Genomic DNA, 14,112 nt, shown 5'->3' on the forward strand with positions numbered 1-14,112 from the left:
CCGTGTTCATGGGCGGTAGGCGATGGTCACGCCGATATCGCCAGTTCCATCCTCAGCCGGGAAGTCCTGTTCATCTTCGGGCCAGATCATCCAGCAGTACCGGAAGCAGCGCCTCCTCGTGGACGGGATGTGCGGCGGCTGCCGCCGCCAGATCTCCTATGGCTGTTGTGCCGCCGGCAGCCCTGTAGGAAGTGAGGTCGAACCGCCAGGGTTGCAAGCTCGGGGCGACGGTGCGAAGCCGGTCCACGATGCCGAGGCCGACCCGGTCGAAGTCGGCGCGGGCGTGGACGGTGCATCCGGCCGAGGCAAGAGCACCGATCAGCGTCATTGCCGCTGCGGCGGCGACGCCGTCGGTACAGACGAGAGGGGCGCAGCGTGCGCCATGGCGGTCTGCGGCGGCCTCGACGATCGTCGGGTTCTCACAGACGTACACCGGCTGCGGGGAGGTAGGTCTCCACCTGCCGGTCAGGGAGCGCAGGGTCAGCCAAACCGGTTCACCGGGTGCGGCTGCCGTCAGGGCCACTGCGGGGGCGGACCCGGCCAGCGGCAGGTTGAGCACCAGGACACGGGAGGAGACCTCGTTGCACAGTACGCCGACCGCGCGCCAGGCGGTCCGCCAGGTCGGGCCGGCCCGCTGGGGGCGTTCCAGATCGTGCACCACCGCCGCAAGCCGGGCCACGGCTCTGCCCAGCGCCTGATCACCGTCGAGGGCGTGGGCGTTCCCGCACACCTCGGTGGCGAGCCGGGTCAGGTGGATCGGCTCACCGGACAGTGCATGCCAGACACGAGCGACCTTCTCACCGAGTTCGACGGCACGCGGATTCTCCGACTGCCAGGTCTCCGCATGATGAGCGGCCACCCCGGCGGACTCCAGTGCGGCTCGGACGGATGCCGCACGTGCGGTGTGCCGGGCGGCCCGCTCGGCCCTCGCCTTGGCCCGGACGGTCACCGGTCCGCAGGCGAGTTCGGCGAGTTGCAGCGGGCTCACCCCGTCGAGGGCTGCAGACAGGTCCTGCAGTCGTACGGGTCGGCCGGACACGTTCCAGGAATTGCCCACCAAGCGGGCCACCTGGCGCCGTTCATCGGCGTCCAGGTTCAGACGCAAGGTGCCCTTGTCGGTGGAGTGGCCACGCGCGGCTCGTTCTCGGATCGCTTCGATGACTTTTGCGGGACCGGGCAGCCGTGCCCAAGAGGCCAGGCTGGCGGGCAACTCGGTCGGCGGTGCGGGTTCATCCTCGGTGGACTCGGGGGTCTCATGACGCAAAGAGCGTTCCCTCCTCCTGTAGCGAGTCGGTTGAGGTGGGGCGGATGGCCTGGGTCTCTTCCAGCACGACCCATTCCCCGCCGCACCACAGATGCGGGAGAGCGTCCACACCGGGCAAGTGTTTCTGGCGGGCCAGGTCGTAGACCGCGGCGGCGGGCACGGTGGCGTACCGGCACCACTCGTCGTGCGCGGTGATCATCACGTCGAGGTCGAGTTCCACGGTGAGCCCCATGAAGCTCGCCTTCACCTCGGTGTCCACCCCGGTCATGGCCTCGTCCAGCCACACGGGACGAGGTGCGTGCGGGCCCGCCGCGTCGTAGGCGACCACGGCCGCCGCGAAGAGGGGCTGTGAGAGCAGCACCACCTTCTCTCCACCGGACTTGGAGCCGTGTCGGGCGGCGTCGAAGGGACGCCAGCGACCGGCCGGACCGGGCTTGTAGCGCAGTTGGATGCGGAGCCACGACCGGTAGTCGAGGGCGCGCGCCAGGTGGTCCTGCCAGTCGGCGACGCCTTCGGAGAGAGCGTCCTCGCGTGCCTGCTCGACCTTGCGCCGCAGGAATTCGCGGATCATGTCCTGTCTGGCCGGGGCCATGTGCTCGTAGCCCTGCCGGAGCGCCTCGATCACTCGCCCGGCGTCGATATCGGACGGGTCGGCCTGCCACTCCAGTCGCAGAGTGTGGCCCTGGCGAGTGGGATGCTTGGCCAGGCGGTCGTTGATGCGGGTGAACACCGACTCGGTGTAGTCGAGGCGTTCTTTGAGGTGTTCGATGAAGGCCGAGCCGAGAAGCCTGCTCAGCACCTGTTGCTGTTCGGCGTCGAACCGCTCCCGTTGGGCGAGCACCTGTGCGGCGAGCGTCCCATCCGCGGTCTCCGGCGGGACCCAGCCGGCGGACTGGTCGGCCAGGATCACCACGCGCGGCAGGTCGCCGTCCTCCTCCTCTCGGACGGTGCCGTCACGGTTCGGCAGCAGGACCTGCCGTAGCTTTTGCAGTTCCGCAAAGCACCGCCGCCATGCCTTGTCCTGGTCGACGGCGTCGGCGGCGACCTCGATCTCACGGCGGACCGTGCGGGCCGCATCCAGCGTCGCCTCTACCGCGCGACTGTCCGGAACGGCCACCCCGAGCGGGGCCACCAACCCACGGTCTGCGGCGACCCACCATGCTGCGGCCGCCGCCTCCCTTTCCGCTGCCGCAGTCCGCCGGGCCTGCTCGTGTTTCTCGAGGACCGCCACCGCGGAGTTCTCCGCCACTCGCAGCTCGGTGAGCCGCTCACCGAGGTCTTCGACCTTCCGTTCCAGCTCCGTTGCCTGCGTGTCGAGCTCGGCGCGGCGTTTCAACTGGTCCTGGTGCCCGGTGCTCAAGGCCTCGTAGGCGGTCCGCGCAGCGATCTCGGCGTGCCTGGCCCGTTTGTGGGCATCGGCCAGCTCTCCATCAGCGCGTTCGGAGTCGTGTGCGGCCTTGCCGTGTTCTTGTTCGGCGCGTTCGACGTGAACTTGGCGTACGCCGAGCAGCTTCAGGTCGGCGTTGTGCCGGTCGATCGCGACGCGCAGCTCTCCCAACGCATGGCGCAGAGGTCCGAGATCCTCCAGTGGAAAGGCGTGCTCGGCCGCGTAGCTCGCGACCTGCGCCCAAGCCGAGTCTCGTTCGCGGGCGGCGTCCGCATGCTGCTTCTGTACGACGGAGAGTTTGCCGCGTGCTCTATCCAGCTGTGTATGTGTCGCATCTGCGAACGCGACCGCTCGCACAAGCTCAGCCTCGCTGGGGGCGGCTTCGGCCTCCTGGGCGAGGCGCCGCAGTGTTTCGTCGGTGTCGTTGAGCAGGCGTTGGTTGGCCTCAAGCTCGGCCTGGAGCTGAGCCAGCTCCCCCTCCAGTCGGGTGATCGTGCGCTGCCGGGCCTGCTCTCGTGCGGTGGCCCCGAGATAAGAGGCGGGCTGGGGCGATTCGGCCGATCCGGTGAGCGAGCCATGGCGCCAGCTGCCGTCTGCGGCGAGCCATATCTCCTCAGCCGTCTCGGGAGGCCGTGCCGGATGCCAGCCGATGCCCCTCAGCACTGCGGAGATCCGGTCAGCGGTGACCCCACCGGCCGGGGTGGGCCCAAGGATCTCGGTGAGGTTGCGCGCCACGGCGGGAGCTATGGTGATCATGGTGTCCGGGCCGGTCACCAGGTCACCGTTCGGAGTCAGCCAGGCATCCAGCAGACCGGCGGCTGCGAGCACCGCCTCAAGCCGGTCGAGATCTTCGGATGCCAGCCCGTCTCGGGGCCGGACGCAGGCCCACAAGGGCGCACCTACGGCGTCATCGCCGGTCGGGCGCCTGCGGCGCGTCCAGAGCACAGGCGGTGGTGGTGGCTCCTCCGCAGTGTGGCGGACACGTTCCAGCTCGGCTTCAAGGGTGGTCCGCCGTTCGGTCAGCCTGGTACGGCTGGACCGCTGTTCGGCTCGTTGCTCCTGCAGATGGGACCGTGCCGCATCAAGGTGATCGTGTAGCGCCGCCGTCAGCAGAGACGATCTGCTCTGGGCCGCCTCAGGGATCCGGTCCTGCCAGTAGAGGAGATCCCTTTCAGTGCAGGGGGCGGCCCGCAGTGTGGCGGACCATGTGGTGAGCTCCTCTTCCAGCGTGGCGGCGGCCGTACGTACTGCGTCATCGGCCTCTTGAGCCTCCCCTTCCAGCCCGTGCACCGCCTGCCGTCGGTCCTCGAGGATCTGGGCGAGTTGGTCCGCCCTTGTGCGGGCGTCCCGCCAGACGCGATGCAGAGTCGTCAGGTGGTCGAGCCGTTCGGTCCGTGCCGCGTGCGCGACCCGCAGCCCGGCCAGGTCCCGGCCCCGCAGGAACGGCTCCGCGTCGATCCCAGTGTCATCGGCCGCTTTGCGAAGATGCTCGGCGCTTTCCGCCGCCTGTTCGGCGGCCTCGGCGTGTTCCCGGCGGGCGTCCGTCAGCACATGCGCGGCCTCGGCGAGCCGCCCGGCAAGGCGTGCGGCTGCGGTCTGCGCTCCCTCGACGAGCTCGGCCTCCCGATCGGCCACCTGCCGCAGGGACTCGGCGCGTTCGGTCGCCGCCACCGCGTCCTGGTAGGCGCTGCTGTCGATCAGCTCGCGCAGTTCCGCTCGCCGGTCCCCCAGCAGTTCCCTGCTCTTCCTGAGCTCTCCCTCGGTCACCTTGACGTCGTGACGGGCCGCAGTGAGTTTCTCCTCGGCCCGCCGCCGCTGTTTGGTGGTGTTGTCGAGGCGGGTGGTCGCCGAGGCCAGTGCGTCGGAGCGGCGCCGCACCACGATCTGTGCCCACCGTCGCCACGGACCGCGGGTGAACCGTGCCACGGCAGTGGCGGCGGTCTCCATCTGCTCGACGCTACGGCGCAGTTCCTCCAGCCGGTCCCAGCCTTCGGCGAGCTGAGTGACCTCGTTCGCGGCCAGGCGGGGCAGCGCGTCCCGCAGGGTCCGTTCCAGCTCTCGGGGGTTGAGCCGTTCCCCGAGTTTGGGGCGGCGTAGCTGCTTGAGCAGCTCGGTCAGGTTGTCGTAACCGGTGGGGTCCAGCTCGAAGAGCTCGGCGGCCAGGTCCGTGCGGTAGCGGGCCGCGTTGTCATAGACACGGACCCCGGCCTCCTTGCGCAGTTCCTTCTCGTCCAGCGGACCCGCCGCCGGGGCGAGCACCAGATCGGGGCCTGGTCGTCGCGTGGTGAGGAACATCCATCTCTTCACCGGCTCGGTACCGCTCCCCCTGCGGGCCGAAGCTCCCAGGCCGCAGACCAGATATTCGGGCGTTCCCTCCGCGGTGAGGCGCCCGTACTCGGCCCAGGCGTACCCCAGGCCGTTGTCGGCCATCGGGCGAGGGTCGTCCTCCTCACCAGTGGGCAGCAGGTTGAACCGCATGGTGCGGTGCTGGGAGCCGAACGGGTCGAGCACCGGGGGCGCGATCTCTCCGCGCAGCAGAAGCAGCGTGGTGAGTTCCAGCAGCTTGGTCTTGCCGGCGCCGTTGCCCCCGCGCAGTACCAGCCGCCCGTCGGCGTACCAGAACTCCGCGTCGTCGTACTCCCACAGGTTGACGACACCGACCCGCAGCGGCTGCCAGCGTTCACGTGCCGGTTCGGGTACTCCACCGGTGCGGGCGGCGGCGAGCCAGGCTTCGGGGTTCACTCTTCTCCTTCGATCCGCTGCTGTGCGGCGCGTACCTCGGGATCGCGGAAACGGGCGGCGGGCGGCATCACCCGCCAGGCGTCCATCTCGGGGCGCAGGAGGTCCAACTCGGCGAGGATGATGATCGCGGCGTCGGCGAGCCGGCCCGGGTCCTCTTTGAACGCCGTGGTCATGGCCTTCGGATGGCAGGCCACCACTTCGGCTGCCGCACCGGCGATCTGCGAGACGTCGACGATCCTTCCTGCCGCTTCCCCGCCGGTCCCGGAGCGGAGCAGGTGGTCGAGGATCATGAGGGCGCCGAAGTGGTCGGCCTTCACCCGCGGGAACGGCCGGTCCGTGCCAGTGTCGCCGTCCGGGATGAGCGCGATGCCTTCTCGGCGCTGCTCGGCCGCCCAGCCGGTCATCTCCTGGCACCAGCCGAGAATGCGTGACCGTTGTGAGGTCAGGTAGGCGCGTTCCGGCTCGGTCAGGTCCTCCATCAGACAGACCGGCAGCTCCAGCAGCCGTCTCATGATCGTGAAGCGCCGGTGGTCCTCGACCGTGGGGGCTGCGGTCCGCCGGCCGACCGCGGCCGCAAGGCTCTCCGGGTCGATCAGGCGCAGCAGCAGCTCACGCCGTACCTGGTAGGCCCCGCCGATCTCGTCTTCGCGACGAGCCCAGCCGGTGAGCATCTCCTCCCCCGCACGGCCCGTGGGGGCGAGGACGCCGAGCTCGACCAGCAGGTCGATCGCCTTGACGAACAGCTGTCGTTCGGCGAACTTGTCCGGTTCGTAGGGCGCGACCGGTGCCTCTTCTCGAGCGGCGAGGGCTCGGACACGGTCCGACAGTTCCTGCACCGTGGTGAGGTCGTCGGTGTCCTCGGCACAGGCTGCGGCGAGCAACGCCAGCACCAGGCTGCGCCGGGGTGGGCCGTGCAGGCGAGGTGGCGCGATGACCGAGCTGTCCAGCGGAAGCCGGTACAACCGTGCGGCTTCCCCGGACATGACGAGCCGATATCCGAGCCGGTCGGCGAACCATTCGGTGAGCACTGGTCGGTGCTTGCGCACCACCGGCCACAGCAGGGAGCCTCGGCCGATCACCGGTTGCGCGAGCAGCCCGGTGAACGCCTGCCGTCGCTCGTCCAGATGCTGCCGGGTCATGAGGCGGGCTGAAGTTCGAACATCCAGTCCACGGTGACCAGGCGTCCGTCGGGGCCGATCAGTGTGGCCACGTCTGCCGGGTCGGCGGGATCACCGAGCCGCACCCGCCATCGTCCGTCCTGGGTGATGGCCTCATGGCCGGGGCCGGAACGGCGGGCGGCCGCGATGAGCTCCAGCAGGAGGTCCAGCTCGGCTCCGTCCAAGCGGGGCCACTGCGACAGGCGGGTCCCTGAGCGCCGGCGCAGTGCCGCCTCGGCGGCGGCACGGGCGGCGGCGAGTTTCGCGCGCTCACGGCGGGCGGCGTCTCGGCCGGCCGCATAGTCGGCCCGGCGCGGCCGTCTACCCACCATCGCGCGGTGCCCTTGTTCGCGGAACTTGGCCGGGACTGGAGCAGGAGGGGCGCTCTCCCAGGTTTCGGTGTCGTCTTCCAAGGACTCGGCAGGCACGAGCAGGTGCCGGGCGGAGAAGACCCCCAAAGCGGTGTCCCAGAGCCTCCAGGCCGTCGTCTCGTCCGGCGCGCGCTCGATCACCGCGGCCAACTCCAGCAGTTCGGCCCGGCGGGTCACCACACCCCCGGCCTCCATCAGGAAGTGCGTGTTGCGCGCCCACGGGCTGATCACATCACGGAGTTGCCGCCGCAGCCTTCGGGCTTGTGCCTGGGGACCGCAGAACCATGTCTGCAACGCGTGCCAGGTCTGTTCCCAGCGTTCGGCCTGTGCCTGCACCATCTCCTCGTCGGGGTGCTCGGCCAGTGCTCCACGAGCGCAGGCACGCCATGCCCCGCTCGACGGGGTCCGTGTGACCATGTCGGCGATGCGTGGGCTGTAGACATCGACCTGCTCTCCCCACATGGCGATGTAAGCCCGCAGGGTGCGGCCCACCTGTTCCTGCTTGGCCTCGTCCGGTGTTCCCGACAGATTGTGCGCCAGCGTCCGCTGCCATGACCGCGCGGCTCGCGCCATCGCGTGATGCAGCGCGATGACCTGTTGGAATTCACTTGCCGCAGCCGGGTACCGTTCCTCGGCCATCGCTTCGGTGAAAGCCTTGAGCCGGTCGTGGATCGCTCGTGGAGCGAGCGTGAGATCGGCGGCCTCGTCATCGGCGTCGTCGGTCTCCGCCCAGAACGCGTGCAGCCGGGCCGCCAGCGGGGTGAGCTGGTAACGATCACGGCGACGCAGGAAGTCCTCGCCGGTGCGGGCCGGTTCCTGCCAGCGGGTGACGACCTTCCAGGCGACCAGCCGGCCCAGCCTGGCCTCCAACGCGAAGTTCGAGCCCTCCAACAGCCGCTCGGCGGTGTCCGTTCCCGCCAGCGCACGCACTCGTTCGGTCACCGCGTGCGCCACCTTGTCGTAGGACATCCCGGTCAGGTTCGTGTCCATGGCCGCCAGCAGCACGTCCACGATGACCCGGTACTGGGCCGCATACCGCGACACCAGATAGGCCGGGACCATGACCTGGCCGGGCAGCGCCCCCGCCCACAGATCCGGGCCCTCCCCCTGCTCCTCGGGCAGCTCAGCCTCGTCCATGGCATCCCATTCTCAGGGAGATCTCGCGCACTCGGCGGGGCTTCCCGAATCGCGCCGGCCATATCACTGACCTGTTCCGGCCAGCACCTTCAGCGGCTCTCTCAAGGCGGCTATTCTGGAGTCGGAGTATGTCTTGATTACCTGATCGTAGGCGGCGTCGACGCTGCGTACGGTGCGTTCCTTGGGTTGTCGACCTGCAGGAATCACTCCATCGTGCAGGCCGGACAAGCGCCGATGCCGTCGGCTGACCGAATACCGCCGATGTCCGGGCGCAGGGAGCCTCCGGCGGGAGAGTACCCATCGCTCCATCGGCATCCACAGCCGTCATCAGCCACCACACGAGCCCCAAAAATGTCACCCACTGGTGAGATAATGGATGGGTCCATGCAGTCGGCCGAGGAGTTCCGCCTATGCCCCACCGGCACGCGATTGACCTGATCAATGATGAGATCCTGATCTACTTCCCGTACAACCGGGAGAACAACCGCGCGCTACGTGAATACACCCAGCCCATCAACCTGCATTGGGACAGATCACGGCGGGCCTACTGCCTGGATGCGGCCGAGGCCGACTCGCCCGAGGTCTGTGACATCTTGCGCGGCTTCGCCAGCCGCAGAGGTCTGCGCTTCAACCGGGCCGCCGCCGCCCGACTCGGCGCCTTTGTCACCCGCAGCACCGGCGAGCGGATCCGCGCTGAAATCCGCGCGATCGACCACCTGCTCACCGTCCAGACGATGCCCAACCCGGCCGCCGACGGCCAGGATGAACTCCACGACAGACTCCACGCCCGCCGTCGTGCGCTGACCGCCATCCTGACCTGGCCGGCCTTCCCCCGCCGCCCCGAAGGCTGCGACATCGCCTCCCCCGGATGTCTCTTCCATCTCCGCTATGACGATGGCGAGGAAGAGACTCGGGTCCTCGCGGTGACCGAGATCGAGGGCTACGACAACATTCCACCGCACCGCCCGCTCGGGAAGACCCTCGGCACCGCCCGTATCGGTGACCGCATCCCTCTCGGCAGGGGCCGCGCTTCCTTCACCGTCCTCGACATCACCGACTGATCCGCGCACCCCGCATTTCCGCTGTCACCAGGACGGCGGAAATGCGGGAATGAGATCCCCGGGCGACAGCATCGGCAGTGTCATCAAGTCGCTACGTCAAGTGACCCGAGTTGGGCGGACACTGCGGTCCGCCACCCGGAGTCGCTTCACTTTCTGGGCTCGCAGAGATGGGGGGACCGCCACTGCCTCGGCGTGACGTCAGCGGATCGCAGGGCCGGGATCACCGGTGGCTTCGTGCGCATCTGGGGCCCTGTGATCAGTTCGGGCCGTATCTTGGTGCCATGGAGGACGCGGAGAAGCCGAGGCTTCTGGTCAATCGGTGGGCCGATGCGGTGGGCCCGGGCGGCGGAACCGATCGTGACTTTTGTGCATGCCTTGACCCGCGGGCCGGGCGGAGGCAAAACCCTGTCCGCTTCCATGGTGAGCGTCAGGACACCTCGGCGCCGGGGTGGCGGCGGCTGCTGGAGTTGATCGAGGAGGCGGCCGACGACGGGCGCGAGGTCTTCCAGCCGTTGACAGAGTTGAGCCCGGAAGAGCGGCGACAGATCATCACGTTGCCACCGACCATCGCCAAGCTGACCGCGGTCAAGCATCTGGTGCTGTACGGCAGCAACCTGGTGCGAGTGCCTCCACAGATCGGGGCGATGACCAGCCTGGAGGAGTTCAGCCCCTACACCTCGCACCGCCTGCACTGGTTCCCCTATGAGCTCACCAGGTGCCCGAAGCTGGTTCGCAGCACGGTCAGCACCCGTTCGCTGTACGGCAACTTCAAATTCCGCCCGCCGTTCCCCCGCCTCCAGCCGGGACCGGCCACCCTCGACGGCCTCGACCACACCGACCTCGACCCCGGCGTCCGGGGAGCCACGGCCATCCACAAGTGCAGCGTGTGCGACCAGCCCATCGGCCCTAGCGGAGTCCACCAGGTGTGGATCTCCCTGCGGGTCGCAACCGATGTCCTGCCGCTGCTGGTCAACGCCTGCTCATCGGCATGCGTGCAAGCGCTCCCCCAGCCCGCCGACGGCTATGTCCCCGCACCGCACACCGGCGGCTCCGAGATCGTCCAGCCCGATCCGAGGTGGTGACCCCTGCGGCGATCCGCCGGTCTTCGTCGGCGACGCCCAGAAGGTGACCACCACGCCGTCCACGTTGCGGTGGCGATCCCTGGACTTGAGAACCCTGTCGTGGACCGCATCGGCGCCATGCCCCTGCTCTGGATGGACGTCTCTGACCGCGCACAGCGCAGGTCCATCCAGAACAAGCCGGCTGACGTCGGGACTGTCCGGAAGACCCGGGGCACCTCACCCGACGGTGACTGCGTTGAAGTGGGCATCTCCCACATGGGCGCGATCGGAGTACGTGACACCAAGCAGAACGGCGCAGGTCCCGCCCTAGAGTTCACCCGCCCGGAGTGGGCCGCGTTCCTATCGACCATCCGCTCCGCCGACCCCAGGCGATGAGCACGGCCGAGCGCGAGAGATGCGGGCTCACCATCAGGCTCGGCTGAGCCCGCAACCTCACACCGGCCTCACCACACCGCCCCCACGAGGGCCACTACTGCTGGATCCGCTCCGGTCAGGACGGCTCGGATGTGCGTCGAGGAGTTGGTGCATCCAGGGAGTGGGGAAGGCGGGTGCGGCTCCGGCTGCTTCGACCACTTGCAGGTCGTCGTCGGTGAGCAGTGCGGGCAGGCAGGAGACCGGCAGGTTGCGATGCTCGGCCGCGGCGCGGCGAACGTGCGGGGCGGGGTCTACGGCCAGCACGCTGACGAGTGTGGCCGGCAGGTCGTCGTTTTTGAGGGCCAGGTGCCGGATACTCGGCTCGTCCGATTCGGCCAGCCGTAGAAATGCCTGCGGTGGGAAGTTCGGGTGCTCCACGAGCAGGGGACTGACCGAGAAGTCTTCGCCATGCTCACAGACCAGCCGTTCTAGTTCCTCGCCCGGCACGGTGGTGCTGCTCCTGGCGGCGATCCACCGGCTCCGGATCGTTCGCCAGTTGTTCCAGCAGGTCGACCGGGATCTCACAACCCGACTTCACCAGCTCCCGGACGACACACGACGCGGCACGGTCGCTCGCACCTCAGGATCGGGATGCGCGGCCAGCCGCCGGCGAACGGCCGTCGGAAGGTGAGTGTTGCAGCCGAGGTAACGCGACCTCCACGTCCTCCGACCCCAGCAACTCCCCCGCCAGCGCCTCGGTGATGTCCGCACGGCGCGACGCGACCGCACAAGCCGCCGAGGAGTGGATCAGCCGGAGCAACACCTTCTCGGGAACCGAAGGGTTACGCGCCAGCCCGGCAAGGACCCGGCGACCACGCCGCTCGTCCAAAGGTGGAAGCCCCATAACGCAGAAGGCTATCCACGCCGCCACGCATCCACTCCGGAACGCGCTGGTCTGGGGCGACAGGCCGAGGACGGCGCAGCGGAACAGCATCAAAAGCTCCTGGCTGGGCGCCTCTCTTTGGTCGGCTGAGGTGCTCTGGAGGCGTAGTTCCCGCCGATCACCCACCGGGGCTGAGCGACCAAGTCCTCCTGCAGGGTGGCGAACTCGTCCTTGGGCAGGCCCCTGGCCGGTGCTCACACCGGTGATTTCCCTGATTCCCGCTTCCGAGGTTCCCGCTTAAATCGGCATAGGCCGATTCTGAAACGATCTGCGGTGATCGGGAGCAGGCGCAACTCCCGCAGCCGACACGACGGTGCGCCGACACGTTCGATCGGCGCGGCCAGAAGGGATCCGACATGTCTCGTATCAGCGGGCGCCTGCGAATATTCGGCGCAGTGGCCGTCGGCATCATGGCCATGGGCGCCGCCGGCGCCATCACGACCCCCGCCTCCGCCGCCACCACGGTCTACAGCGAGGACTTTTCCAGCGGGCTCGGCACCTTCACCGCCTCCGGTTCCGTCACGACCGGTACGTACGGCGCCCGGTTGAGCGGGTCGCTGCTCTCCGACCCATCCATGACGTCCGCGCCCATCGACCTGGACGGGTACAGCGGCGTGACGGTGTCGTACACCCGGGCGGCGGCCGGACTGGACCTCGGCGAGGCCTTCACCGTGGCCTACTCGGTCGACGGCGGCTCGTTCATCACGCTGGAATCGGCGCGCACCGCCACGGGTGCGGCGTCGTTCAACCTGCCGGCCTCAGTCGATGGCCGCGACCTGCGGCTGCGGTTCTCGCTGGACGCCAACAGCGCCCTGGAGACACTGACCGTCGACGACGTGCTCGTCGAGGCCGCCGGCGGCGAGGACCCCGACCCCCCGACCGGGTCGCTGCCCCCGGTGGCCGACGTCACCAAGCCCGGGCCGTACGCGGTGACCATCAACAGGTCCGCCGGCCCTCGCGGCAGCGGGTGGCTGGTGTATCCGACGAACGCCGGCCAGAACGGTGTGGATCACCCGATCTTCGTTTGGGGGCCGGGCGCGGGGTCCGCCCCCGCCGACTATGAGGACATGCTGCGCCAGTGGGCCTCGCACGGGTTCGTCGTCTACAGCGAGGTCTCCTCCAGCAGCGGCGACTACATGGTCAACGCCCTCAACTGGCTGCAGACCCAGAACTCCACGCCGAGCAGCCCGCTGTACCAGGACCTCGACACCGCCGAGGTGGCCTTCGGCGGCCACTCCCGCGGGTCGATCGGCACGTTCGACGTGGCCGACGAGCCGCGGCTGACGACCACCGTCCACGTGGCCGGCGGCTCCTTCGACGGGAACGGCCCGAGCAATCTCCGGAAGCCGACCCTCTACATCGGCGGTGACGAGGACTTCGCCACCTCGAACATGGAGCGCGACTACACCAACACTCGCGTGCCGGTGTGGTTCAACATCCTCAACAACACCGACCACATCTATGCCACCCGCAACGGGCAGCACATCATCACCGCTTGGCTGCGGTGGCACCTGGCCGACGAAGAGTTCCGCCGCACGGAGAACTTCCTGAGCCGCACCTGCACCTTCTGCAACCTCGGTGCCGTCACGTACAAGAACTGGTGACACTGCGGTGACCGCTCTGCGCCGCCCCGCCGACATACCGGCGGGGCGGCGCAGCCTTTGCCGGGGCCCTGGCCGAGCCCCCATGCCTTCGGCCCTCCGATGTCCGCGTGGATGGAGCACTGCTAGACGGGACCGGTCGGCGGCGCAGTGCGCAGTGCCCTGAGCGGGGCCTCGAGCACACCGACCAGGTGCCGGAAGTCGCGGCTCTGGTGATGGAGGGCGTTACGGGTCTTCAAGGCCGAACAGTGCGGAGACTTGCCGTACGAGGTCTTCCTCGGTGGTCGTGGAGTCCACTCTGAGGCCGTGGAGGCCCAGATGACGGGTCTGCTCGGTGAGGCGGTCGGTGAACAGTGCGTCGCGCTGGAGCAGGTTTCGCAGTGCCTGCCGTGGGGCGCTGGTCTTGGCGAGGAATCCCCATGCCGGGCCGCCGCGGCTGTCGAAGACCGCCTGGCGGAATCGGGGAGTCGGCAGCAGCCACACGGCGTGGCTCACGTCGGCGAGCAGGGGGCGGACAAGGCCGGGCAGCAGCCGGAATCCCTCGGCGATCACCGGCCGGTCGGCGGGGAGGGCGAGGAGGTCTTCGATGATCAGGTCGAATCCCTCGCCGTGGAACCAGTGGAAGGTGTCGAGCATCTCGCGCGGGCTTCTGGCCACCCACCGTTCGTCCATGTCCATGGCGGCGAACCTGGCCAGGTGAGGAGCTTGTTCCACGGACATGCGGCGGGCGTGGTCGGGCATGACCGCGTCGGTGTCGTACAGGCGCATCCCGTACCGGTCGGCGATGTGCTGGGCGATGGTGGATTTTCCGGACCCGCTGCCGCCGCCGATCCAGTGGACGTGGCGCAGCCGCTCCCGCCGGGCGTCGGGGGAGGTCCTTTCATTCGGTGCAGAGTGCATTCGTTCGCTCCTGTCGAGTGCCCACCGGCTCGGGACATTCCCGCTGCCACTGCCCTGCGCTTCTGTGATCGCGACGCCCGCAACGCCGGTCACCGCCTGGTGGCCGTCGAGCG

Annotated in this window: 10 protein-coding genes; 4 read left to right on the plus strand and 6 right to left on the minus strand. The window is 68.9% G+C overall.

Annotated features, from left to right (window positions below; genetic code table 11):
- Positions 1-70 precede the first annotated feature (70 nt).
- The 4 genes from C4U03_RS16070 to C4U03_RS16085 are packed head-to-tail and all read right to left on the minus strand — an operon-like array spanning position 71 to position 8,058.
- Positions 71-1,264 (minus strand): DUF2399 domain-containing protein, encoded by a 1,194-nt coding sequence (locus C4U03_RS16070; protein ID WP_160147012.1) that lies wholly within the window; start codon positions 1,262-1,264, stop codon positions 71-73.
- Entirely contained in the window at positions 1,254-5,393 is a 4,140-nt protein-coding gene (locus C4U03_RS16075; RefSeq protein ID WP_160147013.1) for a TIGR02680 family protein, read from the minus strand. Before C4U03_RS16075 ends, C4U03_RS16070 begins: the two co-directional genes overlap by 11 nt.
- Positions 5,390-6,532, minus strand: coding sequence for a DUF2398 family protein (locus tag C4U03_RS16080; RefSeq protein ID WP_103938594.1), 1,143 nt, complete (start codon positions 6,530-6,532; stop codon positions 5,390-5,392). Before C4U03_RS16080 ends, C4U03_RS16075 begins: the two co-directional genes overlap by 4 nt.
- Entirely contained in the window at positions 6,529-8,058 is a 1,530-nt protein-coding gene (locus C4U03_RS16085; RefSeq protein WP_103938595.1) for a DUF2397 domain-containing protein, read from the minus strand. Before C4U03_RS16085 ends, C4U03_RS16080 begins: the two co-directional genes overlap by 4 nt.
- Positions 8,059-8,468: 410 nt before the next feature.
- Here C4U03_RS16085 and C4U03_RS16090 point away from each other — a divergent pair, with 410 nt between their 5' ends.
- The 3 genes from C4U03_RS16090 to C4U03_RS42495 all read left to right on the plus strand — a co-directional run bounded on the left by C4U03_RS16090 (position 8,469) and on the right by C4U03_RS42495 (position 10,576).
- Positions 8,469-9,119 (plus strand): hypothetical protein, encoded by a 651-nt coding sequence (locus C4U03_RS16090; protein WP_103938596.1) that lies wholly within the window; start codon positions 8,469-8,471, stop codon positions 9,117-9,119.
- Between the two features lie 467 nt (positions 9,120-9,586).
- On the plus strand, positions 9,587-10,201 hold the full coding sequence (locus tag C4U03_RS16095; RefSeq protein ID WP_200827268.1) for a hypothetical protein: 615 nt from the start codon (positions 9,587-9,589) through the stop codon (positions 10,199-10,201).
- Positions 10,202-10,333: 132 nt separating this feature from the next.
- Complete coding sequence (locus C4U03_RS42495; protein ID WP_103938840.1) at positions 10,334-10,576, plus strand: DUF397 domain-containing protein; 243 nt, start codon at positions 10,334-10,336, stop codon at positions 10,574-10,576.
- A gap of 57 nt (positions 10,577-10,633) precedes the next feature.
- Here C4U03_RS42495 and C4U03_RS39960 read toward each other — a convergent pair whose 3' ends face one another.
- Complete coding sequence (locus C4U03_RS39960) at positions 10,634-11,140, minus strand: hypothetical protein (protein ID WP_146087408.1); 507 nt, start codon at positions 11,138-11,140, stop codon at positions 10,634-10,636.
- A 714-nt stretch (positions 11,141-11,854) separates the two neighbouring features.
- Between C4U03_RS39960 and C4U03_RS16120 the strand changes: the two genes are divergently transcribed.
- On the plus strand, positions 11,855-13,102 hold the full coding sequence (locus tag C4U03_RS16120) for a poly(ethylene terephthalate) hydrolase family protein (RefSeq protein ID WP_146087409.1): 1,248 nt from the start codon (positions 11,855-11,857) through the stop codon (positions 13,100-13,102).
- A 222-nt stretch (positions 13,103-13,324) separates the two neighbouring features.
- Here the strand turns inward: C4U03_RS16120 and C4U03_RS16125 are convergent, their stop codons facing one another.
- The gene (locus tag C4U03_RS16125) at positions 13,325-13,999 is read right to left on the minus strand and encodes a shikimate kinase (protein ID WP_103938601.1); all 675 of its coding nucleotides are present in this window, start codon (positions 13,997-13,999) and stop codon (positions 13,325-13,327) included.
- Positions 14,000-14,112: the final 113 nt, after the last annotated feature.

Source organism: Thermomonospora echinospora (assembly GCF_900108175.1).
Taxonomy (GTDB): domain Bacteria; phylum Actinomycetota; class Actinomycetes; order Streptosporangiales; family Streptosporangiaceae; genus Thermomonospora; species Thermomonospora echinospora.